Origin of the sequence: Ensifer oleiphilus, assembly GCF_013371465.1 — a bacterium.
Classification (GTDB): domain Bacteria; phylum Pseudomonadota; class Alphaproteobacteria; order Rhizobiales; family Rhizobiaceae; genus Ensifer; species Ensifer oleiphilus.
On record NZ_JABWDU010000015.1, the window covers coordinates 1 to 22,226 of the forward strand.

Genomic DNA, 22,226 nt, shown 5'->3' on the forward strand with positions numbered 1-22,226 from the left:
GGACATCGTCGCCAGCAGCGCCGCCGCCCTCGTCAGTGATCGGGCTTATAGACCCCACACCTCGAACACGTCAACAGACAATTTCAAAAAACTGACAAGAAACGACAATCAACTGAAAATAAAGGGGAAATTCGAACGGAGGTTATCAACAGGGCGGGCACGATCCCGCAAATGGCGGCGGGCATGCCCAGAATCATTGTCCAGATGGTCAAAAAACGGGGCCTTCAGCCGGAAAAATGCCTGCGCTCCTCCTGATATCTCCCGGATGCCTGCGCAAAAGGGTGACAATCGCGCCGATCGCCAGGTTCTTTGGGGAAAATCATGCCGCCGTTCACCCGGTGCGTTTCACCGAAACGTGACGGTCGTGGCCGACGGCGCGCATTGACGCCGCGGGGCCTTGGCTTACCTTCGCGCCGAAGCAGCAAACGAGGAGCGCGGGCATGGCCGGATGGGCAAGACGATGGGCAGCGGCAGTCGCCGTGACACTTGGCCTTGTCGGGCCGGCAGCCGCTCTCGACATCGACGATTGGGCTTCGGTCGTTTCCGAAGCCAAGGGCGAAACGGTCTATTTCAACGCCTGGGGCGGTGCTGCCAACATCAATGCCTATATCGCCTGGACGGGCGAACAGATGAAGGCGCGCTATGGTGTCGACGTCGTGCATGTGAAGCTCGACGACACGGCCAAGTCCGTCGCCACTGTGCTTGCCGAAAAATCGGCGGGCAAGGATGCCGGAGGCAGCGTCGACCTTATCTGGATAAATGGCGAGAACTTTGCCGCCATGAAGCGGCAGGGCCTGCTTTTCACCCCTGGTTGGGCAACCCGGCTTCCAAACTGGGCCTATGTCGACCACGAGACGAAACCCACTGTTCTCACCGACTTCACCGTACCGACCGAAGGGCTCGAAAGTCCGTGGGGCGGCGCCAAGCTGGTCTTCTTCCATGACAAGGCCCGCACGCCGGCCGCTGAGCTGCCCACCTCGGCAAAAGAGCTGCTCGATTGGGCACAGACCCATCCCGGGCGCTTCTCCTATCCGCAGCCGCCGGATTTCATAGGTTCATCTTTTCTAAAGCAGGTACTGATCGAACTCGTCGCAGACAGGAGCAAGCTGCTGAAGCCGGTAGACGAGGCAACGTTTCAACAGGATGTCGCGCCGCTTTTCGCCTATCTCGACCAGTTGACACCCCATCTCTGGCGCCAGGGAAAGGCCTATCCGCAGAACTATCCCGATATGAAGCAGAAGCTGGCGGATGGGGAACTCGACATAATCTTCGCCTTCAATCCGGCGGAAGCTTCCGCGGCGATCGCCAATGGCGAGTTGCCGGTAAGCGTGCGCTCCTTCGTCTTTCCCGCCGGAACGCTCGGCAACACCCATTTCGTCGCCATTCCCTATAATGCCAATGCAAAGGCGGGTGCGCTGCTGCTTGCCGATTTCCTGATCTCGCCCGAAGCGCAGTTGCGCAAGCAGGATGCCGAGGTCTGGGGGGACCCGACCGTGCTGGCAATGTCGAAACTGCCGGATGCGGACCGTGCAGCCTTCGCCGCGCTGGATCTCGGCGTCGCGACATTGCCGCCAGATCAACTGGGTCCGGCGCTTGCCGAACCGCATCCGGACTGGATGACCCGGATCGAAGCCGATTGGATCCGCCGGTATGGCGCCGCCAATTGACAGCAAGCGCCGGCGCTACCGACGGATACCCCTGTGAGAAGCGCCGTGCATTCGCGCATCGGCACCGGCCTTAAGGTGATATTATGCCTGCCGGTGCTGGCCGGGCTCGCCGGCACGCTGCTTCCGGCCTTCGGCTACCTGCCGACACTCGGCGGCACGCAGGCGACACTTCAGCAATTCGAGGCGCTTGCCGCCCAACCCCATATCCTGCGCTCGGCGCTGATCAGTCTTGTCGCTGGATTGACCAGCACATTCATCGCGCTGACGGTGGTCGCGACCTTCGTCGCCGGCTTTGCCGGTACGCGGCCCTTCGCCGTCATCCAGCACCTGCTATCGCCGCTGCTCGCCGTTCCGCATGCCGCATCGGCATTTGCGATCGCCTTCCTGATCGCGCCGTCCGGCATTCTGCTTCGGATCATCTCTCCCGAACTCACCGGCTTCACCCGCCCCCCGGACTGGCTCATCCCCAACGATCCGCTCGGCTTGTCGATGATGTCAGGCCTCGTCGCCAAGGAGATCCCCTTTCTGCTGCTGGTGATGCTGGCCGCGTTGCCGCAGTTGCCGGTCGCGAATGCGCGGCGCCTGATGACGGCGCTCGGCTATAGCAGGGTGTCGGGTTTTGCCATCGCGCTCTGGCCGCTGCTCTACCGGCAGGTCCGGTTGCCGGTTTTCGCGGTGCTGGTCTACGCGACCTCGGTCGTCGACGTCGCGATGATCCTCGGGCCGCAATTGCCGCCGACCTTGCCGGTGCGTATCGCCCGGTGGCTCGCCGACGACGACATCGGCACCCGCTTCCTCGCGTCGGCAGGCGCCGTTCTGCAGCTTGCGCTCGGCCTGATGGCGATCGCGATCTGGATCGGCGTCGAACGGCTTGGCCGTATCTGCCACCAGCACCTCAGTTCTTCGGGAAAACGACTTGTCGGCGACGGGCTTCTTCGCCTGGCCGCAGCGTCAGTGATGGCTGTGTCCGCTGCGTTCATCTTCATCGGTCTCGGACTGCTGGCACTGTGGTCGGTCGCAGGCCTTTGGCCCTTTCCCGATCGTCTGCCGACAAGCCTCACGTTCAGAACCTGGGACCGCGCGCTTGGGGCGCTCGCCGGACCTCTGGCAACCACCATCGCCATCGCTCTCCTGTCTTCGCTCGTCGCCCTTGCGATCGCCATCGGGCTGCTATCGCGAAGCGCGCACCGCTCCGCCGATCGTTGGCTGCCCGTTTTTCTGCCCTTGCTGGTTCCGGAGATAACCTTCGTGTTCGGATTGCAGATCCTGGCAGCGATGGTGGGGCTTTCACCGTCGATCGCCACGGTTGCCGCTCTGCATCTGATCTTCGTTCTGCCCTATGTGCTCTTGTCACTTGGGCCGCCCTGGCGGGCGCTCGACCGGCGTTACGAGCAAATTGCGTCCGGTCTGGGCAAGTCACCGCTGGCGATCCTCCTCACCATCCGGCTGCCGATGCTGCTTCGCGCTTGTCTCACCGCCTTTGCCGTCGGCTTTGCAGTCTCCGTCAGCCTCTACCTGCCGACCGTGCTGATCGGCGCTGGACGGGTGACGACGATCACCACCGAGGCCGTGGCGCTTTCATCAGGCGGCGATCGGCGCGTCATCGGCGTCTATGCGCTGCTGCAGGCGCTGTTACCCTTCCTCGGTTTTCTCGTTGCATCGCTGGTGCCGCAATTGCTATTCCGCCACCGACGGGCAATGAGGATTTGAATGCAGACACCGGGCAAGACGATGGCTCTAACTTTGTCCGATGTGACCATCCGGCTCGCGGGCAGAGTGCTGCTTTCCGTTTCGGCGACGGTGATGCCCGGCGACGTGCTGACGATCATGGGACCGTCGGGCGCCGGCAAGTCGGCGCTGCTTGCCTATATCGGCGGCTTCCTCGACCCTGCCTTCGTCGCCAGCGGCGCAGTTCTTCTCGGAGAAGACGATCTGATCGGCCTGCCGCCGCAACGGCGCCACACCGGCATTCTCTTCCAGGACCCGCTCTTGTTCCCGCATCTTTCGGTCGGCGGCAACATCGTCTTTGCCATCCCCGAGGTGATCAGTGGCCGAGACCGCCGACGCCGACTGGCCGAAGAGGCGCTCGATGAAGTTGGTCTTGGAGGCTTCTTCGACCGCGATCCGGAGACTTTGTCGGGCGGGCAAAAGGCACGTGTCGCGCTCCAGCGCGTGCTTCTCTCCGAGCCCCGCCTGCTGCTGCTCGATGAGCCCTTTTCAAAGCTCGACATGGCCTTGCGCCAGCAGACGCGCGAACTGGTCTTTGCCAAGGCGCGCTCGGCTGGCTTGCCGACAATTCTTGTGACCCATGACAGAGCGGACGCGGACGCCGCCGGTGGTGCGCTCATCCATATCGGAGCGGAGACGAAGTCGTGACGCTTACCCTGCCAGCTTTGCCGGTTCGCGACGTCCTGCGCGAGATCGGCGCGGCCCTCGATCAGGCTCGCTCCGTCGTGCTTTCGGCGCCGCCCGGAGCCGGCAAGACGACGCTCGTGCCGCTGTTCCTGCTCGACCAGCCCTGGCTGATGGGCGGCAAGATCATCCTGCTCGAACCGCGGCGGCTCGCCGCCCGGGCGGCGGCCGGCCGGATGGCGGAACTGCTCGGCGAGAAGGTCGGCGAAACCGTCGGCTACCGCATGCGGCTCGACAGCCGGATCTCCGCCAAGAGCCGGATAGAGGTGGTGACCGAAGGCGTCTTTGCCCGCATGATTCTCGACGATCCGGAGCTGACAGGCGTTTCCGCAGTGCTGTTCGACGAATTTCACGAACGATCATTGGATGCCGATTTCGGTCTGGCGCTGGCGCTCGACGTTCAGTCGGCACTACGCGACGACCTCAGGATCATCGTCATGTCGGCGACACTTGATGTGGCGCGCGTGTCAAAACTGCTCGGCGATGCAACCGTCGTCGAAAGCCAGGGGCGCAGCTTTCCGATCGACATCCGCAACCAGGATCGCGGCGGCGAGAGCGTCGAGGACGCCGTCGTTCGCGCGATCACCGATGCGCATCGCAGTGAACAGGGCTCGATCCTCGCATTTTTGCCGGGACAGGCCGAAATTACTCGGACGGCATCCCGGCTTGCCGACCGGTTCGGGGCAGAGACCACGGTGGTTCCGCTCTACGGAAACCTGACGCAGAAGGAGCAGGATGCGGCGATCCGGCCGGCGCCGAAGGGTACGCGCAAGATCGTCCTTGCCACCTCGATCGCCGAAACCTCGATCACCATCGATGGCGTGCGGATCGTCATCGACAGCGGCCTGCAGCGACTGCCGGTGTTCGAAGCCTCCACCGGCATCACCCGACTGGAAACCGTGCGCGTCTCGCGCGCGTCGGCCGACCAGCGCGCCGGCCGTGCCGGGCGAACGGAGCCCGGGATCGCCATCCGCCTCTGGCATGCCGGCCAGACCGCGGCCCTTGCCGCCTTCACGCCGCCGCAGATTCTTGCAAGCGACCTTTCAGGGCTGCTGCTCGACATGGCGCATTGGGGCGTCACCGATCCAGCGGCGCTCGCCTTCATCGATCCGCCGCCGGAAACCACGCTTGCGGAAGCGCGAAAGCTGCTGACGGACCTCGGAGCACTCGACGGCTCGGGCGCATTGACGCCAAGGGGACGCAAGATCCGCAATCTGGCCCTGCCACCGCGCCTTGCGGCGATGGCTGTCTCGGCAGCCGAGGAAGGCCAGGGCGAGGCCGCCTGCCTGCTGGCGGTCATGCTGACCGAACAAGGGCTCGGCGGCAACGCCATCGACCTGGAAGACCGGCTGCGACGCTTTCGCCAGGAGCGCGGCGAACGGGCCGAAGCCTCCCGCAACCTCGCCCGCCGGATGGCGGCGGAACTCAAAGGCGGGCCAAGATCGAACGAACCGGTCCAGCCCGGTGCCTTGTTGATGCACGCGTTCCCGGACCGTATCGCGCTGCAACGTGGAGGACGCGGGCGGTTCGTGATGGCCAACGGTCGCGGCGCGGAAATCGCCGAAACCGAGCGGCTCGCGGCGGCAAACATGCTTGTGATCGCCGATCTCACGGGTCGGGCCGGCGGGCAGCGCGTACTGGCGGCAGCCGAGCTTTCGCGCGCCGACGTCGAGGCGCATATGCCTGAAGCGATCGTGCGCGAAGAACAAAGCGTCTTCGACCGGGCGAGCCGCCAGGTGCGGGCGCGCCGCGTCACACGGCTGGGCGCCATCATCTTCGAGGAGGCGCCATTGCCAAGGCCGACCGGCGAAAGTGCGGCGCGCGCACTTGCCGATGGCGTTCGGCAGCTTGGTCTTGCTGTGCTGCCGTTTTCCAAGGAGGCGATGCAGTTGCGCGATCGCATCGGCTTCCTGCATCGCTCGATCGGCGAACCCTGGCCCGACGTCTCCGACGAAGCCCTGCTTGCGCGCCTTGAGGACTGGTTCGTTCCATTCCAGCATGGCATCACCGCTATTGCCGACATCAAGTCCGGCGCACTCTCCGAGGGATTGCTGTCGCTGATTGCGCACGACCGGCAGCGGGAGCTGGCAAAGCTGGCGCCGACCCACTTCGAGGCGCCGACGGGACAGCGGCATCCGATCCACTACGACGGCGACGAGCCGCTTCTTTCCATCCGGGTGCAGGAACTGTTCGGGCTGAAGAAGCACCCTGCCATAGGCGATGGCCGGTTGCCGCTGCTGCTCGAACTGATCTCGCCCGGCCGGCAGCCGATCCAGACGACACGCGACCTGCCGGGCTTCTGGGCCGGGTCGTGGCGCGATGTCCGCGCCGACATGCGCGGGCGCTATCCCAAGCACCCGTGGCCGGAGAACCCAGCGGAAGCCGCGCCGACGACACGGGCAAAACCGCGTGGTACATGAGGCAACACCCCGTACGGGACCCTAAAGGAATAAGAGCACGCATGACGGCAGTGGCGATGGAACACAATGATCCGACCTCCAACAGAAGCCTGCGGCTGCAGACGCTCATCCGCCTTCGCTGGCTTGCGGTCGGCGGCCAGTCGATCGCCGTCATCATCACCACCTTGTGGCTGCAGTTTCCGCTGCCCCTGCTCTCATGCCTGGTGCTGATAGCCACCCTGGCCCTGGTCAATACCTACCTCACGCTGCGCTTTCCGCCGACGCACCGCTTGCGGCCGCCGGCCGCTTTCGCGCTGCTCGGGCTCGACCTGGCGCAGTTGACCGGCCTGCTCTTCATCACCGGCGGGCTTGCCAATCCGTTCGCGCCGCTGCTGTGCGTGCCCGTCATCATTTCCTCGGCCTCGCAGCCGAAGCCGCACAGCATCGTTCTCGCCGGCCTTGCGGTGATCGGCGTCACGGCGCTCGCCTTCTCGCCCTTCCCACTGCCCTGGTATCCGGGAACTCTCCTGTTGATGCCGCGCGTGCTGACGGCCGGCATCTGGTTTGCGATCGTGTCGATGACGGCCTTTGCCGCTTTCTACACCTATCGCGTCTCACTCGAAGCGAGCGAACTGTCGGAGGCGCTGACGGCGACCGAACTGGTGCTGCAGCGCGAAAAACACCTTTCGCAGCTCGACGGCCTGGCGGCGGCCGCCGCCCATGAACTCGGCACGCCGCTTGCCACGATCAGCGTCGTCGCCAAGGAAATGGAACGCGAACTCGGCGATGATCCGCGCTTCGGCGAAGACGTGCACCTGTTGCGCAGCCAGAGCGAACGATGCCGCGACATTCTCAAACGCCTGACGACGCTGTCCTCCGAGAGCGAAGAGCATATGCGGCTCTTGCCGCTCTCCTCGCTGGTGGAAGAAGTGATGGCGCCGCACCGCGAGTTCGGCATTCACATCAATCTGGTCGAAAAGGGCGACAAGGCATCCGAGCCGGTCGGCAACCGCAACGCCGGCATTCTCTACGGGCTCGGCAATCTGCTCGAAAATGCGGTCGACTACGCCAAGAAGCAGGTAACGGTTACGGTCGAGCACACGGCCGAACATGTCAAAGTGACGATCGCCGATGATGGCGACGGTTTTGCCCCCGATATTCTGATGCGTATCGGCGAACCCTATGTCACGCGGCGGCAGAAGGACGACAGCGCCGGCGGCCTCGGGCTCGGCCTGTTCATCGCCAAGACCCTGCTTGAGCGCTCCGGCGCGCGCCTGCGCTTCGAGAACGGCGGCGCGGATGGACCCGGCGCCAAGGTCAGCGTCGAATGGCCGCGTGCGCTGATGGATACGAAACTGGCGAAATGACGTTTGGCAGTTTATTGAACCGCGTGACAGGAAACCTATAATCTCGGTGAAAACGTCCCGATTTTCGCCCAAGGATTGCGAGAATGACCGAAAAATCGACAGCATCGCCCAGCACACACGCCCAGGACGCCGAACTGATCGGACCGGACAGAACGCTGCTGCTCGTCGACGATGACGCGCCGTTCCTTCGACGCCTCGCCCGCGCCATGGAAGCGCGCGGCTTCACCGTCGATATCGCCGAGTCCGTTGCAGAAGGCATCGCCAAGGCAAAGGGCAACCCGCCGAAATACGCGGTCATCGACCTGAGGCTCGGCGACGGCAGCGGTCTCGACGTGATCGAGGCGATCCGCAGCCGCCGTGACGACACCCGCATGATCATGCTGACCGGCTACGGCAACATTGCGACAGCCGTGAATGCCGTGAAGCTCGGAGCGGTCGATTACCTTGCCAAGCCGGCCGACGCCGACGACATCTTCGCAGCGCTGGTGCAGCGCCAGGGCGAACGGGTGGAGCCACCGGAAAACCCGATGTCGGCCGACCGGGTGCGGTGGGAGCATATTCAGCGTGTTTACGAAATGTGCGAGCGCAACGTGTCGGAGACGGCACGCCGGCTCAACATGCACCGTCGGACGCTTCAGCGCATCCTGGCCAAGCGCGCGCCAAAATAATCAGCCTTCGGCGGACCCGTCGCGGGAGCCGGACACGATATCGCGAATCGAGTTGCCGAGCTCGCCGTTGCGCTCGGCAGCCCACTCCGCCAGCATCAGCCGTTGTGCTGCCGTGCGCGCGAAGAGCTGCAGCACCGACTTGCGGGTGGCCGGTGGGAGACGATGTTCCGGTGCGTCACGGATGATGTGCCCATCATAACCATCCGAGAGCAGCAGGCCGCAATCTTCCGGAAAGATATCGAGTGGAACGTCGCCGTGGGTGGCGAAGAACAGTCGGTCGCAGTGCTGCCGATACTGCGGCCATTTCCGATCCACCCGAAAATCCTCGATCGACGTCTTGATCTCGACGATCCAGATTTCGCCCTTTACCGACAAAGAGATGAGATCGGCGCGACGGCCGCTGGCGAGTGTGAGTTCGGGCAGCACCGAGTGCCGAAGTTCGGCGAAAAGTCGCTGGACTCCGCGGCGCACCATGAGCGCGCGATTCGATTGCCGACCGTCCACGAGAGGGTTGTCGCCATGGATTGAGAGAATTGTCATTCGCCTAGACTCTCGTGCGTCACCGCTTTTGTTGCAAAAAAGCCAGCGTCACGGAATTTACACTTTCCCGCCGCCTTGTTGCCGCGCAATCCCTTGCATAGCGGCAACTAATCGAAAATAACCGGATTCACTGACGGTCGGGCCGACCCAGTTTTTCTTCGCTTCTTATTTAAGAGACTCCTATGCGCTTCCGCAATGCCTTCCTCCTGTGCAGCCTGGCGGCGACACTCGCCGTGGCCGGCTGCTCGACAACTTCGACCAAGTCCGAGACGGCTGGCGGTGAGCCTGCTCCCGTTGCGGAACAGGTCGCTTCTAACCAGATCTTTTCGGGTGATTATGGCGCAGTTGAGGATCACGGCTATGCGCTCCCCGCCGTTCCCATCAACAGGGTCGAAAATCGTTTCCATCGCCAGATCGTCGACTATTCGACGAACGAGCGCCCCGGCACGATCGTTGTGAATACGCCGAACCGCTTCCTCTACTACGTGCTGCCCGGCGGTAAGGCCGTTCGCTACGGTATCGGCGTCGGCAAGGCCGGCTTTGCATGGGAGGGCGAAGCCTATATCGCCTGGAAGCAGGAATGGCCGATGTGGCACCCGCCGAAGGAAATGGCGGAGCGCAAGCCGGAAGTGGCCAAGTATGTCGAGGCAGGCATGGGCCCGGGTCTGAAGAACCCGCTCGGCGCGCGCGCCCTCTATCTCTTCAACGATCAGGGCAAGGACACGCTGTTCCGCCTGCATGGCACGCCGGAGTGGTCGTCGATCGGCACGGCCGCATCGTCCGGCTGCATCCGCCTGATGAACCAGGACATCATCGATCTCTATTCGCGGGTCCGTCCGGGCAAGAACGCACGCGTGGTCGTCCAGCAGTAAAACGCAACCTGAATTATGCGATCAGAGCCGCCGGGACCCTCGGCGGCTTTTTTGTTGGCCGCATATCCCCGACGATATTCCGTCGTTGTTGATACGCAGAGTTGCTCTGCTTCATACGCCTCAAATCAGGGTGGCCGACATCTGAATCCGCCTCGACGATTTGTTCAAAAAGCGCGCAATAAGACCGAAATTTCAGCACGTTATTAAGCAAGCATTATCTAATTAACTAAAAAGTGTGGCCGATAGACGCCTAACCAAAGGGACCGGACATGCTGATCAAGACCAAGCTCCTCAGTGCGATCGCACTGCTGTCACTCATCGCGATCGGCATTGCCGTCTACAGCCAGCATGCGCTCGCAGAAAACAGCGAAACGATGGATGCGATCTATGCCGACCGCATCGTGCCGCTGAAGAATCTGAAGGCGACATCGGACGCCTTTGCCGTTTCCATCGTCGATGCGGCGCACAAGGTGCGCAACGGCAACGAGACGATGGCGACGGGCCTCGCATCGGTCAACAATGCGCGTCAGGTGATAACGGCCAATTGGGACGCCTATGTCGCGACCTCGATGACACCAGAGGAACATAAGCTTGTCGAGAAAGCCAAGCAGCAGATGGTGATCGCGATGGATTCGATCGCGACGCTGACCAAGATCCTGTCCGAGGGTGATTCGGCTGCGCTCGACAGCTTCGTTCGCACGGCGCTCTACGAAACCATCGATCCGCTGACCGAGACCATTTCGGAGATTTCCGATCTGCAAGTTCACTTGTCGGATGAGGTCTTTCAGGCACAGCATCGTGAGTTCGAAACCGTGCAGGTGCTCAGCATCGGTATCATCCTGCTCGTCCTCGTGCTGGCAACCGGAACGTATCTGGTTGTTTCACGCGGCGTGATCGGCCCACTCGGCCGACAGATCGGCGCGATGCGCAAACTTATCGACGGCCATCTCGACGATGACGGCACTGCGGTGACCGGCAAGGACGAGATCGCCGAGATGGCCCGCGCCATCCAATCGTTCCGGGAAGCTGCCCGATCCAACCTTCGCCTGCAGGCGGAAGCCGAGGAAAGCCGCCGCAACGGAGAAGCCGAACGCACGAGAATGCAAGCGGAGGCCGAACGGGCCGCGCAGCAGAGGCTGGTGCAGGCAACATCAGGTCTTGCGACAGGCTTGCAGCGGCTGGCCGACGGCGATCTTGCCGTCCGGTTGGACGAACCGTTCTCCGCCGAATTCGAGCAATTGCGTCACGACCTCAACAAGGCTGCCGGCCAGCTCAACGATGCCATGCTCGCCGTTGCCGACAGCGCCGGCAACATCGGCCTGGGCACCCGCGAAATCAGCCAGAGCGCCGACGACCTGTCGAAACGCACGGAGCAGCAGGCGGCATCCCTGGAGGAAACGGCTGCAGCCCTCGACCAGATCACCGCCAATGTCAGCAATTCTTCGCGACGTACCGAGGAAGCCCGCGACGTTGCCGGCGAAGCAAAGACCAGCGCGACGCAGTCTGCCGTCGTCGTTGCAAATGCCGTGGAGGCGATGCGGCGGATCGAAGAATCATCCAGCCAGATTTCCAGCATCATTGGCGTGATCGACGAAATCGCCTTCCAGACCAATCTGCTGGCGCTGAATGCAGGCGTCGAGGCAGCACGGGCGGGTGAAGCCGGCAAGGGCTTTGCGGTCGTGGCACAGGAAGTGCGCGAGCTGGCGCAGCGCTCGGCAAAAGCCGCCAAGGAAATCAAGGAACTGATTCGCAGCTCCAGCTCGGAAGTCGAAAGCGGCGTACGGCTGGTGCGCGATACCGGCGAGGCGCTGAAGACCATCGAGGCGCACGTCATCACCATCAACGAACATATGGCGGCCATCGCCACATCGGCACGGGAACAATCCGTCGGGTTGGCAGAGGTCAACACGGCCGTCAACCAGATGGACCAGGTGACGCAGCGCAACGCCGCCATGGTCGAGGAGGCAAATGCCGCTTCGGCGACGCTTGCCCAGGAGGGCAGCAACCTTCGAGCCCTGATCGACAGGTTCCAACTGTCCGGCGAAACCAGCGTCTCGCCCCAATCGGGAGCGCGCAGAACCGCGCCTCGCGCCGCTGGCGCCCATCAATACGCTGACAGCAATGCCCGCCCGGCCGCAAGACGACCTGTTGCGCCACTGGTGCAAGGCAATACTGCGTTGGCCACCGAAGGCTGGGCCGAGTTCTGACCCAGCCTCGATGAATTCAGCTGGCGGCCCGATCAGGCCGCCAGTTTGGCCTTCAGCTCGCGGCGACGGCGGTGCAGGACCGGTTCGGTGTAGCCGTTCGGCTGTTGGCGACCCTCGAGGACAAGCTCAAGCGCCGCCTTGAAGGCGATCGATCCGTCAAAATTGCCGGCCATGGCGACATACTGCGGATCATCGGCGTTCTGGCCATCGACGACAGCGGCCATGCGCTTCATCGTCTCGACCACCTGTGCCTCGGTGACGACACCGTGATGCAGCCAGTTGGCCATGTGCTGGGCGGAAATGCGCAGCGTGGCACGATCCTCCATCAGGCCGATATTGTTGATATCGGGCACCTTGGAGCAACCAACGCCCTGGTCGACCCAGCGCACGACGTAACCGAGAATACCCTGCGCATTGTTGTCGAGCTCGCGCTGGATTTCCTCCGGCGTCCAGTTCGGACGGGTGGCGACCGGAACCGAGAGGATATCGCTGAGCTTCGCGCGTGCCCGGCTCTTCAGGCCAGCCTGAACGTCGGCAACATTGACCCGGTGGTAGTGGGTCGCATGCAGGGTGGCAGCCGTCGGCGACGGAACCCATGCAGTGTTGGCGCCGGCCTTCGGGTGAGCGATCTTCTGCTCCAGCATCGCCGCCATCAGATCGGGCATGGCCCACATGCCCTTGCCGATCTGCGCGTGGCCGGAAAGGCCGCATTCGAGGCCGATGTCGACGTTCCAGTTTTCGTAAGCCGCGATCCATGCGGCCTGCTTCATGTCGCCCTTGCGGATCATCGGGCCTGCTTCCATCGAGGTGTGGATTTCGTCGCCGGTGCGATCTAGGAAGCCGGTGTTGATGAAGACGACGCGTTCGCGCGCGGCGCGAATGCATTCCTTGAGATTGACCGTGGTGCGGCGCTCCTCGTCCATGATGCCAATCTTCATGGTATTGGCCGGCATGCCGAGTGCCGCCTCGACCCGCGAGAAGATTTCGCAGGCAAAGGCAACTTCTTCCGGCCCGTGCATCTTCGGCTTGACGACGTACATCGAACCTTCGCGCGAGTTCATGCGGCGGCCACCTTCCCCGATATCGTGCAGCGCGATCAGCGCGGTTGCCATCGCATCCATGATGCCTTCCGGCACCTCGTTGCCGTCGCGATCAAGGATAGCCGGATTCGTCATGAGGTGGCCGACATTGCGCACCAGCATCAGCGAGCGGCCCGGAAGCGACAGGGTGCCGCCGGACGGCGCCGTGTAGGTGCGGTCGGGATTGAGGCGGCGCGTGAAGCTGCGGCCGCCCTTGACGACCTCTTCCTCGAGATCGCCCTTCATCAGGCCGAGCCAGTTGCGGTAGACGACCACCTTGTCTTCGGCATCGACGGCGGCAACCGAATCTTCGCAGTCCATGATCGTGGTGATCGCCGATTCGAGGATGACGTCGGAAATATGGGCTGGATCATCCTTGCCGATCGGTGTCGTCGCATCGAGGACGACGACGGCATGCAGGTTGTTGTGCCGGAGAACGATTTGCGACGGCGCGTCGGGTGAACCTGCGCAGCCGGCAAACTGCTCGGAATTGCGAAGCCTCGTCTTCGACCCACCGGCAAGCGTTACCACAAGGCTGCCGGAAGCGACCGTCAAGGATGAAACATCCTTCCAGCTACCGCTATCCAACGGCGCGCTCGCATCGAGGAAGTCGCGCGCCCAGGCGATAACCTTGGCGCCACGCTTGGGGTTGTAGCCGCGTCCTTTTTCCGCACCGTCCTCTTCGGAAATCGCATCGGTGCCGTAGAGCGCGTCATAGAGCGAGCCCCAGCGCGCATTGGCAGCGTTCAGCGCATAGCGCGCATTCATGACGGGAACGACAAGCTGCGGGCCGGCGATGGTCGCGATCTCCGGATCGACATTGCCTGTCGATACCGAAAACTCCGGCCCTTCGGCCAGGAGATAGCCGATATCCTTCAGAAACCCCTGATAGGCTTCAAGGTCGTTCGGCGCGCCATTGTCGCGATACCAGGCGTCGATCTTCGCCTGCAGGTCGTCGCGCTTGGCAAGCAAGGCGCGGTTCTTCGGTGCGAGGTCATGGACGATCTTAGACAGCTCGGCAAAGAACCGTTCGGCATCGACGCCGGTGCCCGGCATCGCCTCATTCACCAGAAAGTCATGCAGACCTGCATCGATCTTCAATCCAAACTTCTCAATGCGGTCCATTATCTTACTCCTTGAAACAGGCCACTCGCGCGCGTGAAAGGCCGGCAGTTTCTCATCAATTCATTCCCTGTCAATTCAGCAAGGATGCGAAGAATTGTTTCCAAAATGGAAAAGATCATCCATGAGCAATGCGTGGCCGGCCGCTCGCCTGTGCAATGAAGCGCGCTTCCACCAGCTTGCGGTTTCCTTCGACTTCGGGGGCGTCGATTTCTTCGCGCAGCATCGAGACCGGCTCGTCAGCACCGCTGGTGCGTGCTGTCTCGAGCGCCATTGTCTCGGCGCGTCGGCGCGCGGCTGAGAAGGCCCGGTCCTGATCGAGGAAACGCTCGCTCACCCCTGCCCCGTTGACGATGAAGATGCCCTCTTCCGGCATGGTGACGAACACGGTGACAGACGCCCTGACCTGGCCGACGACGGCGCCAACGGCATTGGCGACGTCGGCTTCATTGGGGATTGCCGCGTCGGTGCCGAGCATGTCGGCAATGGCGGGGTAATAGACCGGCGCCGAAGCGCCCAGGCCGACGAGCGGGCGGTCGAGACCGAGCGAAAAGCGGACGATGCCTGGTGCGCGCCTCAGCGCGCGATCGACTGCCTGCGAAACCGCCGGGTCGATGGCGCCCGCGCCGTCTTCGCCAAGACAGGCCTGCAGGATGACTTCGGACGATTGGCGCGTAACGCGATCGACGATCATCTCGGCCATCGCCTCGGCAGAGGCGGCGATCGGCTGACCGGAGCCATCGCGGGTGCGTGCCGCAAGCTCAATGCCGAGACGCGCAGCCTCACTGCACCATTGCGACTGGCGGCCGAGCACATGCATGGCGTCGGAGGGAGTCAGTCCGCAGATATGCACCAGACCGCGCGCCACCAGCCGGTCCAGCGTTGCGCGCTGCGGCGTCGACGTCAGAAGGTTTTCAAGCGAGATCGGCGAAGCGCCGATGCGCTCGTAAAGCGCCTGCTCCTGCGGCTGCAGGCCGCTTGCCAGATGGTCGGGCAGGCCGGTGCGAACCGCCAGGCGGCCGTTGTTGCGGCCGGCATGCTGCGCTCGCAGTTGTTTTTCGAGCACCGAAAGCACCGCTTCGCCATGCAGCGCGGCGGCAAGGCTGAGCGGCATCAGCCGCCTGGGACCAAGATCGATCTTCGCCTTCAGCCCGCGATCGTTGATGCGAACTTCCGAATCACCGCCGAGACCATAGGTGCGCATCGCGACTGCTTCCACCATGGTGCGGAAACCGCCGACCACGGCGCCTTCTGCATCGAGCCGCGGTCGACCGCGATCGAGCACCGCGACATCCGTCGTCGTGCCACCGATATCAGAGACGACGGCATTGTCGAGCCCGGTCAAATGCCGCGCGCCGACGAGGCTTGCGGCAGGACCTGAGAGGATCGTCTCGATCGGTCGGAGCCTTGCTTCCTCGGCCGAAATCAGGGCGCCATCGCCGCGCACCACCATCATGGGCACATCGATGCCGCGGGACTTCAAAAAGCCCTCGCAGGAGCCGATCAGCCGATCGATCATCGAGACGAGACGGGCGTTCAGGAGCGTCGTCAGCGCCCGGCGCGGCCCGCCGAGCTTGGACGACAGCTCATGGCTGCAGGTTACCGGCAGATGCGAGACTTCGCGGATACGGTCGCGCACCCGCTGCTCATGGGCGGGATTGCGCACGGCGAAATAGCCGGCGATCGCAAAGGAAGACACCTGCTCGGCCAAAATCGGCAAGGCTTCCTCCAGCGCGGTCATGTCGAGGGGCGTTTCGCCACCATGAACGTTGTGACCGCCGGGCAGGAAAATGACCGGATCGGAGCCGAGTGCATCCTGCAGCCCGTCGCGCTTCAAATCCTCAGGACCAAAGCCGATCATCACCAGACCGGCACGGCCGCCCTGGCCCTCGACCAGAGCGTTGGTGGCAAGCGTGGTCGACAGGGACACGAGGCTGATGGCCGAAGCCGGCACGTCCGCCTTCTGCAGGACCTGCTCGACCGCGCCGGAAATTCCGACTGCCAGATCGTGGCGCGTGGTCAGCGCCTTTGCCTTGGCGACCACGCCCGCCGTTTCGCTAAAGAGGACCGCGTCGGTGTAGGTTCCGCCGGTATCGATGCCGAGAAGAAAATGGGACGTCAATTCGAACCAGTCCAGTGTTTCGGCCGGGGCAGCCCCGGGTTCATTGGGGATCGATCCGGTGATATGACATAATGGAAGAGAAGGCCATCGTGTCGAGGACATTCGCGGTCATCGGTGCGACATGATGCGAAGGGGGAGCAGCATGAGATTTTCCAGGGGGTCGACCGTCGCCGGCATTCTTGCTGTGGGGTTGCTCTTTTCGCAGCCGGGCGGCGCGCAGGACGCCGAGGAAGAAGAATACAAGCCGCAACTGCCCGATGTCTCGATCTACAAGGCGATGCTCGACGCCAACAAGCAGACCGGCTGGATCCAGTTTCGCAACTATGACGACCGGCAACTGATCTATTTTACCGCCTTGCAGACGATGCATTGCCGGCTATCGGAAATCCGATACTCCATCAATTCCGACGCGCTCGACAAGCGCTTTCCGCTGGCGAAATGCAATCCACAGATCCCGTTCAACCTGCCCGCCGACGAAACCGCCGAATATGTCTATATCTCGCTTGCCGCCAACGAGGCCAAGACGCTGACGATCCAGGCGGTGTGGGACGATGGCGCCGGCAGCGAGATCGTCGTCTACAAGCCCTGCGACAATGTCGGGGACGCCACCTGTGCGGCAATCAAGACGATCAAGAAACCATCGAAGCTGCTGCCACAGCCGATGCCGGCCGATTCGCCGGTGCGCGGCGTGCAATCGCCCATTCCGGGCAAGACCTTCAGCGAGCCGAAACCCGCATCGGCAAGCCGCCCCGCGGTTGAGTAGTCAGCCGCTGCACCGGCCAGGGTTTCGTCTCGTCGGTGACGTCGAAGCGGAACCGGTGCATCAGGACGGCGAGAGCGATGACGGCCTCCTGCAGCGCGAAGGTGGCGCCGATACAGATGCGCGGCCCGGCACCGAACGGCAGATACTGGAAGCGATGCAGCTTCTCGCGATTTTCCGGCAGGAAGCGCTCGGGCATGAAGGCACGGGGCCGATCCCAGTAGAGCACGTGGCGATGCAACGTCCACGGCATCACCAGAACGGCGATGCCTTTGGGTATCCTGACGCGCTCGCCCGTCGGCGACGTCCATTCATCCTCTTCGATGGCGGCGCGATTGATCGACGGTGCCGGCGGATAGAGCCGCATCGCCTCCTCAAAGGCCGCCAGCACATGCGGCATCAGGGTCAACCACTCGACCGGGTCGGCGCCGCTCTTCATGACGCCGTCGATTTCCGTCTCCATCGCCTCGCGAAAAGCCGGCGTATTGGCGACGCAATAGAGCGTCCAGGCGAGCGCTCGGGCGGTGGTCTCATGCCCGGCGCCGATGAAGGTGAGGATATTGTCCTCGATCTCTTCGGTTGAAAGCCCGTTCGCGCCCTCGGTCTGCAGCAACAGCGTGAGAAAATCGTTGGGCGTGCCGGTGGGGTCCGTCGCCATGCGCTGTCGCCTCAATGCCATCGTTTCCGAAACGATCGTGCGGAAGCGGTTCATCACCTTCTTGCCGCCGATGCGCGTCAGCCGCGGCAGCCATTCCGGCGCCAGCAGTATGTCCATCGGGTCGACGCGGCCCATGCGGTGCAGAAGCTCTTCGACACTTTGGACGAAGCCCTCCCTTTCGACCGCGACCTCGCCGGAGAACAACGTTTCCGCCAGGATGTCGAAGGTCAACTCGGTCATGTCGCTGGCGACATTGGTGGTGAACGGCTTCACCTTCGCCGCGGCGTAGCGCTCGACGAACTCTTCCGACCGGCGCAGCATCTGGCCGGCAAATCCCTTGGCGTGGCGTGGTGTGAACACCGGCGCAATAGCCTTGCGCGATCGCTTCCAGATCTCGCCTTCGGCGGTCAGCAGACCATCGCGCAGGATTGGGCGCAGGATCAATCGCCGGACCTTCGACATCTCATAATTGCTGACGTTTTCGACGAGGATATAGCGGATGAGGCCGGGATCGTTGACGATCAGGGTGCGCTGGGTGATGAACTTCGTCTCGATCCACGGCAGCGTGTACGACGGCTCGCCCCAGAGTTCGAGCGGATTGCGCAGAACGGTCTTGATGATCTTCAGGTAGGACGGCACGCCGACCCGAGGAGTGGGAGCCGGTGGTTCGAATGGCTCCGGACGCATGTCCATGGTGATTGCCTTTCTCGATTGCGCCAGGATTTCAGGTTTTTACGGCGCAATCAAGGAAGGTGCTTCCGCTGTATCACAGCAGGCTTTCGAGTTCCGCCAGCTTGTCGTTCACCAGCCAGCCGTAATAGTTTTCCTCCGGCCACTGGATCTCGCCGCCCTGGTTGCGGGCGGCAAGGGCGGCCGCACGGATATCGGGATTGCCGATATTGTAGAGCGTGGCGGTTATGCCGGGATTGCCTGAAATGTCGACGCCGGCGATGGACTTGTAGACATCGATCGAGTGACGGATCGAGGCGGCCATATAGGCAAGCGAGACATCCGGATCCATGATCGCCTCGTAGACGCCGGCGGCATTGGTCTCGTCAAGCCGCTCGTAACCTGACGTCTTGGCGACGATATCGGTCAACATCAGGGCGGTCAGCGGATTGATCTGGCCGAGGCCGAAGGTCTGGCCGGCGAAGAAGGGCTGGAAGAAGACTGCACTGAAACGATTGTTCGGGAAAGACTTTCCGCCGACGGACTTGCCGCGGAACTCGCCGTCCCAGACCCTCTCGCGGCAACTCCACAGGGAATAGGAGCTCTTCTTGCCGGTGCAGTCGGCAAATTGCGGACGGGCGACGAACTCGGCCACGGTCTCGCCGTCATAGCCGAACTGGAAGCTGTTGCCGGCATAGGCGGCGGCCTTGACGTAGTAGGACTGCAGCCGGTCGTAGGCATCGACATTGTAGGTGTGCTCGCCGACGATGGCGCCAATCATATGGATCGGCGCAATGCCATAGGCGCGCGACGTCGACTTGATCTTGCTCATCAGCTGCTTGTCGTTGGCAAGCAGGTCGCGCACCTTCTCGAATTTGGCGTCGAAGGAGGTGCGGCCGGCCTTGGTGCGGCGAACGGATGCGCCTGGGATGCCGGGTTGTTCGACATTCCGGTTGCCCGGCGGAACAACATTGGCCGCCATCGTCTGGCCTGCGGTCAGGCAAAACGTGGCGATAGCGAGCATGCAGGCGGTAAAACGCACGATCTCTTCTTCCTATCAACGGTGGAGACGCCTATCCGGCGGCGCGGCTCCTACGACAAGATCATGTCGGAAAGATGCCTCCCCCCACAATCGATTGCCCGACCGTGTTAGAAAAAATGAAGGCGCCTGTCGAGGGACAGGCGCCTTTCATCTTCATGAGTCACTTGACGGCAAGGGATTGCCGCCACGTCCGGTCGTTCCAGGATGGAACGATGGCGCTATAGAATGTAACGCGACAGATCCGTATTGGCGGCGAGATCGCCGACATGCTTGCGCACATACTCGGCATCGATGGTGACCGCCTGGCCGGCACTGTCCGGAGCGTTAAACGAGATCTCATCCAGCACGCGCTCCATCACCGTCTGCAGCCGCCGCGCGCCGATGTTCTCGACGCTCGAATTCAGCTGGACAGCCACACCGGCAAGCGCATCGATGGCATCTTCGGTGAAGTCGAGCTTCACTTCTTCCGTCTCAAGCAGCGCCTTGTACTGGCGGATGAGGCTTGCCTCGGTCTCCGTCAGGATGCGGCGGAAGTCTTCCTTGGTCAGGGCCCGCAGCTCGACGCGGATCGGCAAGCGGCCCTGTAGCTCGGGCAGAAGATCCGATGGTTTCGACACGTGGAACGCGCCCGAGGCGATGAAGAGAATGTGATCGGTCTTCACCGGTCCATACTTGGTCGCGACCGTCGTGCCTTCGACCAGTGGCAAGAGGTCCCGCTGCACGCCTTCGCGCGACACGCCGGCGCCCATGCCGCCTTCGCGCGACGCGATCTTGTCGATCTCGTCGAGGAAGACGATGCCGTCGTCCTCGACCGCCCTCACCGCCTCGCGCTGGATCTGCTCGTTGTCGAGCAGCTTGTCGGACTCGTCGTTGACCAGCACATCATAGGAAGCCTTGACTGTCGTCTTGACCTTCTTGGTGCGTGCGCCCATCGCCTTGCCGAACATTTCCGACAGGTTGAGCACGCCGATGTTGGCGCCGGGCATGCCGGGAATTTCGAAGCCGCCCGGTGCGCCGGTCTCGGCGATATCGACCTCGATTTCCTTGTCGTCCAGCTCGTTGGCGCGCAGCTTCTTGCGGAAGCTGTCACGCGTCGCCGGCGAGGCGGTGGCGCCGACCAGCGCATCGAGAACGCGCTCCTCGGCATTCTGGTGGGCCTTTGCCTTGACCTCGGCGCGTCGCTTTTCGCGCACGAGACCGATGCCGACCTCGACGAGGTCACGGATGATCTGTTCGACATCGCGGCCGACATAGCCGACTTCGGTGAACTTGGTCGCCTCGACCTTGACGAAGGGCGCACCCGCGAGCTTGGCCAGACGGCGGGAAATTTCCGTCTTGCCGACACCGGTCGGTCCGATCATCAGGATGTTCTTCGGCATGACTTCGTCGCGCAGATCGTCACCGAGCTGCTGGCGCCGCCAGCGGTTGCGCAGCGCGATCGCCACTGCGCGCTTGGCGTCATTCTGGCCGATGATGAAACGGTCGAGTTCCGACACGATTTCCCGGGGTGAAAAAATACTCATGTAGTCCTCTCAAACTCGGTCCGCGTCAGCTCCATCAGGAGCGTGCGGCCGGACGCATCTATCCATTCGCCAAAGGGCACGAAGCCCGCTTTCGCATAGGCCCTGACGGCCCTTCTGTTGCCGGCATCGGGGTCGATCACGATCCGCGGCGCGCCGGCGGCAAAAAGCGTCTGCGCGAAGGCCCGCAAAGCCAGCGACGCAACGCCCTTCCCGGTCATCTCCGGCGGGCCGATGAAGATATCGACGCCGGGGACATCGCCGGGCAGATCCTTCGCCCACGGCTCTTCGTCATATTCGGATGGTGTCCAGGACTGGATATAGCCCGCCGGCGCGCCCGAGACGTGGAAGATGAAGCCATCCACCTCGCCCGTCGCGCAACCGTCGCGGATCAAAGCGACTTCCTTGTCCGGATCACCCCACCATTGCCGCACATGCGGCTCGCTCAACCAGGCATGCAGCATCGGCAGGTGGCCATCGGCCACCCGTTCGAAGCTGACATGGGCCTGGTCATTGGGCATCCAGCGTCTCCACCACGATATTGTGGTTGGTGTAGACGCAGATGTCGCCTGCGATTTCGAGCGCCCGGCGCGCGACTTCCTCGGCCGACTTGTCGCTGTCCATCAGGGCGCGGGCCGCGGCAAAGGCATAATTGCCGCCCGAGCCGATGGCGATCGTTCCATGTTCCGGTTCCAGCACGTCGCCATTGCCGGTGATCGCCAGCGTGATCGACTTGTCGGCGACCAGCATCATCGCTTCGAGATTGCGCAGATACTTGTTGGTGCGCCAGTCCTTGGCGAGTTCCACGGCCGCGCGCATAAGCTGGTCCGGGTATTGCTCGAGCTTGGCTTCGAGCCGCTCCAGAAGTGTGAAGGCATCGGCCGTCGCGCCGGCAAAGCCGGCGATCACGTCGCCCTTGGCCAGTCGTCTGACCTTGCGGGCATTGCTCTTCATCACCGTCTGGCCAAGGCTGACCTGACCGTCGCCGGCCATCACCACCTTGCCGTCCTTGCGCACCGTGATGATGGTGGTCGCGTGCATCGTTCCGTAGGGATTGTGTTCACTCATTGAAGATACCTGTCGGCCCCAGAACCAGGGGCGTTGGGGGCTCGAACGAGCCTG

18 protein-coding genes are annotated in these 22,226 nt (G+C 62.9%); 10 read left to right on the forward strand and 8 right to left on the reverse strand.

All coding sequences use genetic code 11. The features are described from left to right. The 7 genes from HT585_RS31620 to HT585_RS30620 form a co-directional block, all read left to right on the forward strand. Positions 1–385, forward strand: a 385-nt coding sequence (locus HT585_RS31620) for a hypothetical protein (protein ID WP_210270631.1), incomplete at its 5' end; no start/stop codon positions are given. 55 nt (positions 386–440) lie between these two features. Next, complete coding sequence (locus tag HT585_RS30595; RefSeq protein WP_176356547.1) at positions 441–1,667, forward strand: ABC transporter substrate-binding protein; 1,227 nt, start codon at positions 441–443, stop codon at positions 1,665–1,667. Between the two features lie 33 nt (positions 1,668–1,700). Next, on the forward strand, positions 1,701–3,377 hold the full coding sequence (locus HT585_RS30600) for an ABC transporter permease (protein WP_343214116.1): 1,677 nt from the start codon (positions 1,701–1,703) through the stop codon (positions 3,375–3,377). Beyond that, on the forward strand, positions 3,378–4,043 hold the full coding sequence (locus tag HT585_RS30605) for an ATP-binding cassette domain-containing protein (protein WP_246708017.1): 666 nt from the start codon (positions 3,378–3,380) through the stop codon (positions 4,041–4,043). Further along, the gene (gene hrpB / locus HT585_RS30610) at positions 4,040–6,499 is read left to right on the forward strand and encodes an ATP-dependent helicase HrpB (protein ID WP_176356548.1); all 2,460 of its coding nucleotides are present in this window, start codon (positions 4,040–4,042) and stop codon (positions 6,497–6,499) included. Before HT585_RS30605 ends, hrpB begins: the two co-directional genes overlap by 4 nt. A 41-nt stretch (positions 6,500–6,540) precedes the next feature. Further along, positions 6,541–7,845, forward strand: a complete 1,305-nt coding sequence (locus tag HT585_RS30615; RefSeq protein WP_176356549.1) for an ActS/PrrB/RegB family redox-sensitive histidine kinase — start codon at positions 6,541–6,543, stop codon at positions 7,843–7,845. 83 nt (positions 7,846–7,928) lie between these two features. Next, a complete protein-coding gene (locus HT585_RS30620; protein ID WP_025425369.1) occupies positions 7,929–8,513 on the forward strand; it encodes an ActR/PrrA/RegA family redox response regulator transcription factor in 585 nt (194 codons plus the stop codon). On the opposite strand, the gene HT585_RS30625 is transcribed toward HT585_RS30620, so the two are convergent. Continuing rightward, positions 8,514–9,053 carry an MmcB family DNA repair protein gene (locus HT585_RS30625; RefSeq protein ID WP_176356550.1) on the reverse strand — a complete coding sequence of 180 codons (540 nt, stop codon included), beginning with the start codon at positions 9,051–9,053 and terminating at the stop codon, positions 8,514–8,516. A gap of 182 nt (positions 9,054–9,235) precedes the next feature. On the opposite strand from HT585_RS30625, the gene HT585_RS30630 reads away from it, so the two are divergent. Further along, positions 9,236–9,925 carry a L,D-transpeptidase gene (locus HT585_RS30630; protein ID WP_176356551.1) on the forward strand — a complete coding sequence of 230 codons (690 nt, stop codon included), beginning with the start codon at positions 9,236–9,238 and terminating at the stop codon, positions 9,923–9,925. Between the two features lie 269 nt (positions 9,926–10,194). Beyond that, the gene (locus HT585_RS30635) at positions 10,195–12,132 is read left to right on the forward strand and encodes a HAMP domain-containing methyl-accepting chemotaxis protein (protein ID WP_176356552.1); all 1,938 of its coding nucleotides are present in this window, start codon (positions 10,195–10,197) and stop codon (positions 12,130–12,132) included. Positions 12,133–12,164: 32 nt separating this feature from the next. On the opposite strand, the gene HT585_RS30640 is transcribed toward HT585_RS30635, so the two are convergent. Both HT585_RS30640 and HT585_RS30645 read right to left on the reverse strand, forming a co-directional pair. Further along, positions 12,165–14,336: a malate synthase G gene (locus tag HT585_RS30640; RefSeq protein WP_176356553.1), complete on the reverse strand. Its 2,172-nt coding sequence runs from the start codon at positions 14,334–14,336 to the stop codon at positions 12,165–12,167. 115 nt (positions 14,337–14,451) lie between these two features. Next, positions 14,452–16,455 (reverse strand): hydantoinase/oxoprolinase N-terminal domain-containing protein, encoded by a 2,004-nt coding sequence (locus HT585_RS30645; protein WP_176356554.1) that lies wholly within the window; start codon positions 16,453–16,455, stop codon positions 14,452–14,454. A 142-nt stretch (positions 16,456–16,597) separates the two neighbouring features. Here HT585_RS30645 and HT585_RS30650 point away from each other — a divergent pair, with 142 nt between their 5' ends. After that, positions 16,598–17,218, forward strand: a complete 621-nt coding sequence (locus HT585_RS30650; protein WP_176356555.1) for a hypothetical protein — start codon at positions 16,598–16,600, stop codon at positions 17,216–17,218. Here the strand turns inward: HT585_RS30650 and HT585_RS30655 are convergent. The 5 genes from HT585_RS30655 to hslV all read right to left on the reverse strand — a co-directional run bounded on the left by HT585_RS30655 (position 17,172) and on the right by hslV (position 22,172). After that, positions 17,172–18,566 (reverse strand): cytochrome P450, encoded by a 1,395-nt coding sequence (locus HT585_RS30655; RefSeq protein WP_176356556.1) that lies wholly within the window; start codon positions 18,564–18,566, stop codon positions 17,172–17,174. The two genes, HT585_RS30650 and HT585_RS30655, sit on opposite strands and share 47 nt — an antisense overlap. A gap of 73 nt (positions 18,567–18,639) precedes the next feature. Next, positions 18,640–19,584: a DUF1402 family protein gene (locus HT585_RS30660; RefSeq protein ID WP_343214117.1), complete on the reverse strand. Its 945-nt coding sequence runs from the start codon at positions 19,582–19,584 to the stop codon at positions 18,640–18,642. Between the two features lie 218 nt (positions 19,585–19,802). Further along, the gene (gene hslU / locus HT585_RS30665) at positions 19,803–21,107 is read right to left on the reverse strand and encodes an ATP-dependent protease ATPase subunit HslU (protein WP_176356557.1); all 1,305 of its coding nucleotides are present in this window, start codon (positions 21,105–21,107) and stop codon (positions 19,803–19,805) included. Further along, the gene (locus tag HT585_RS30670) at positions 21,104–21,625 is read right to left on the reverse strand and encodes a GNAT family N-acetyltransferase (RefSeq protein ID WP_176356558.1); all 522 of its coding nucleotides are present in this window, start codon (positions 21,623–21,625) and stop codon (positions 21,104–21,106) included. The genes hslU and HT585_RS30670 overlap by 4 nt, the downstream gene beginning before the upstream one ends. Further along, positions 21,615–22,172, reverse strand: a complete 558-nt coding sequence (gene hslV, locus HT585_RS30675; RefSeq protein ID WP_077505445.1) for an ATP-dependent protease subunit HslV — start codon at positions 22,170–22,172, stop codon at positions 21,615–21,617. Before hslV ends, HT585_RS30670 begins: the two co-directional genes overlap by 11 nt. Positions 22,173–22,226: the final 54 nt, after the last annotated feature.

Coding starts and splice junctions, on each gene's coding strand:
- HT585_RS30635 (WP_176356552.1), top strand. CDS start 10,195: ATGCTGATCAAGACCAAGCTCCTCAGTGCGATCGCACTGCTGTCACTC.
- HT585_RS30650 (WP_176356555.1), top strand. CDS start 16,598: ATGAGATTTTCCAGGGGGTCGACCGTCGCCGGCATTCTTGCTGTGGGG.
- HT585_RS30595 (WP_176356547.1), top strand. CDS start 441: ATGGCCGGATGGGCAAGACGATGGGCAGCGGCAGTCGCCGTGACACTT.
- HT585_RS30620 (WP_025425369.1), top strand. CDS start 7,929: ATGACCGAAAAATCGACAGCATCGCCCAGCACACACGCCCAGGACGCC.
- HT585_RS30670 (WP_176356558.1), bottom strand. CDS start 21,625: ATGCCCAATGACCAGGCCCATGTCAGCTTCGAACGGGTGGCCGATGGC.
- HT585_RS30655 (WP_176356556.1), bottom strand. CDS start 18,566: ATGGACATGCGTCCGGAGCCATTCGAACCACCGGCTCCCACTCCTCGG.
- hslU (WP_176356557.1), bottom strand. CDS start 21,107: ATGAGTATTTTTTCACCCCGGGAAATCGTGTCGGAACTCGACCGTTTC.
- HT585_RS30615 (WP_176356549.1), top strand. CDS start 6,541: ATGACGGCAGTGGCGATGGAACACAATGATCCGACCTCCAACAGAAGC.
- hslV (WP_077505445.1), bottom strand. CDS start 22,172: ATGAGTGAACACAATCCCTACGGAACGATGCACGCGACCACCATCATC.
- HT585_RS30630 (WP_176356551.1), top strand. CDS start 9,236: ATGCGCTTCCGCAATGCCTTCCTCCTGTGCAGCCTGGCGGCGACACTC.
- HT585_RS30625 (WP_176356550.1), bottom strand. CDS start 9,053: ATGACAATTCTCTCAATCCATGGCGACAACCCTCTCGTGGACGGTCGG.
- HT585_RS30640 (WP_176356553.1), bottom strand. CDS start 14,336: ATGGACCGCATTGAGAAGTTTGGATTGAAGATCGATGCAGGTCTGCAT.
- HT585_RS30605 (WP_246708017.1), top strand. CDS start 3,378: ATGCAGACACCGGGCAAGACGATGGCTCTAACTTTGTCCGATGTGACC.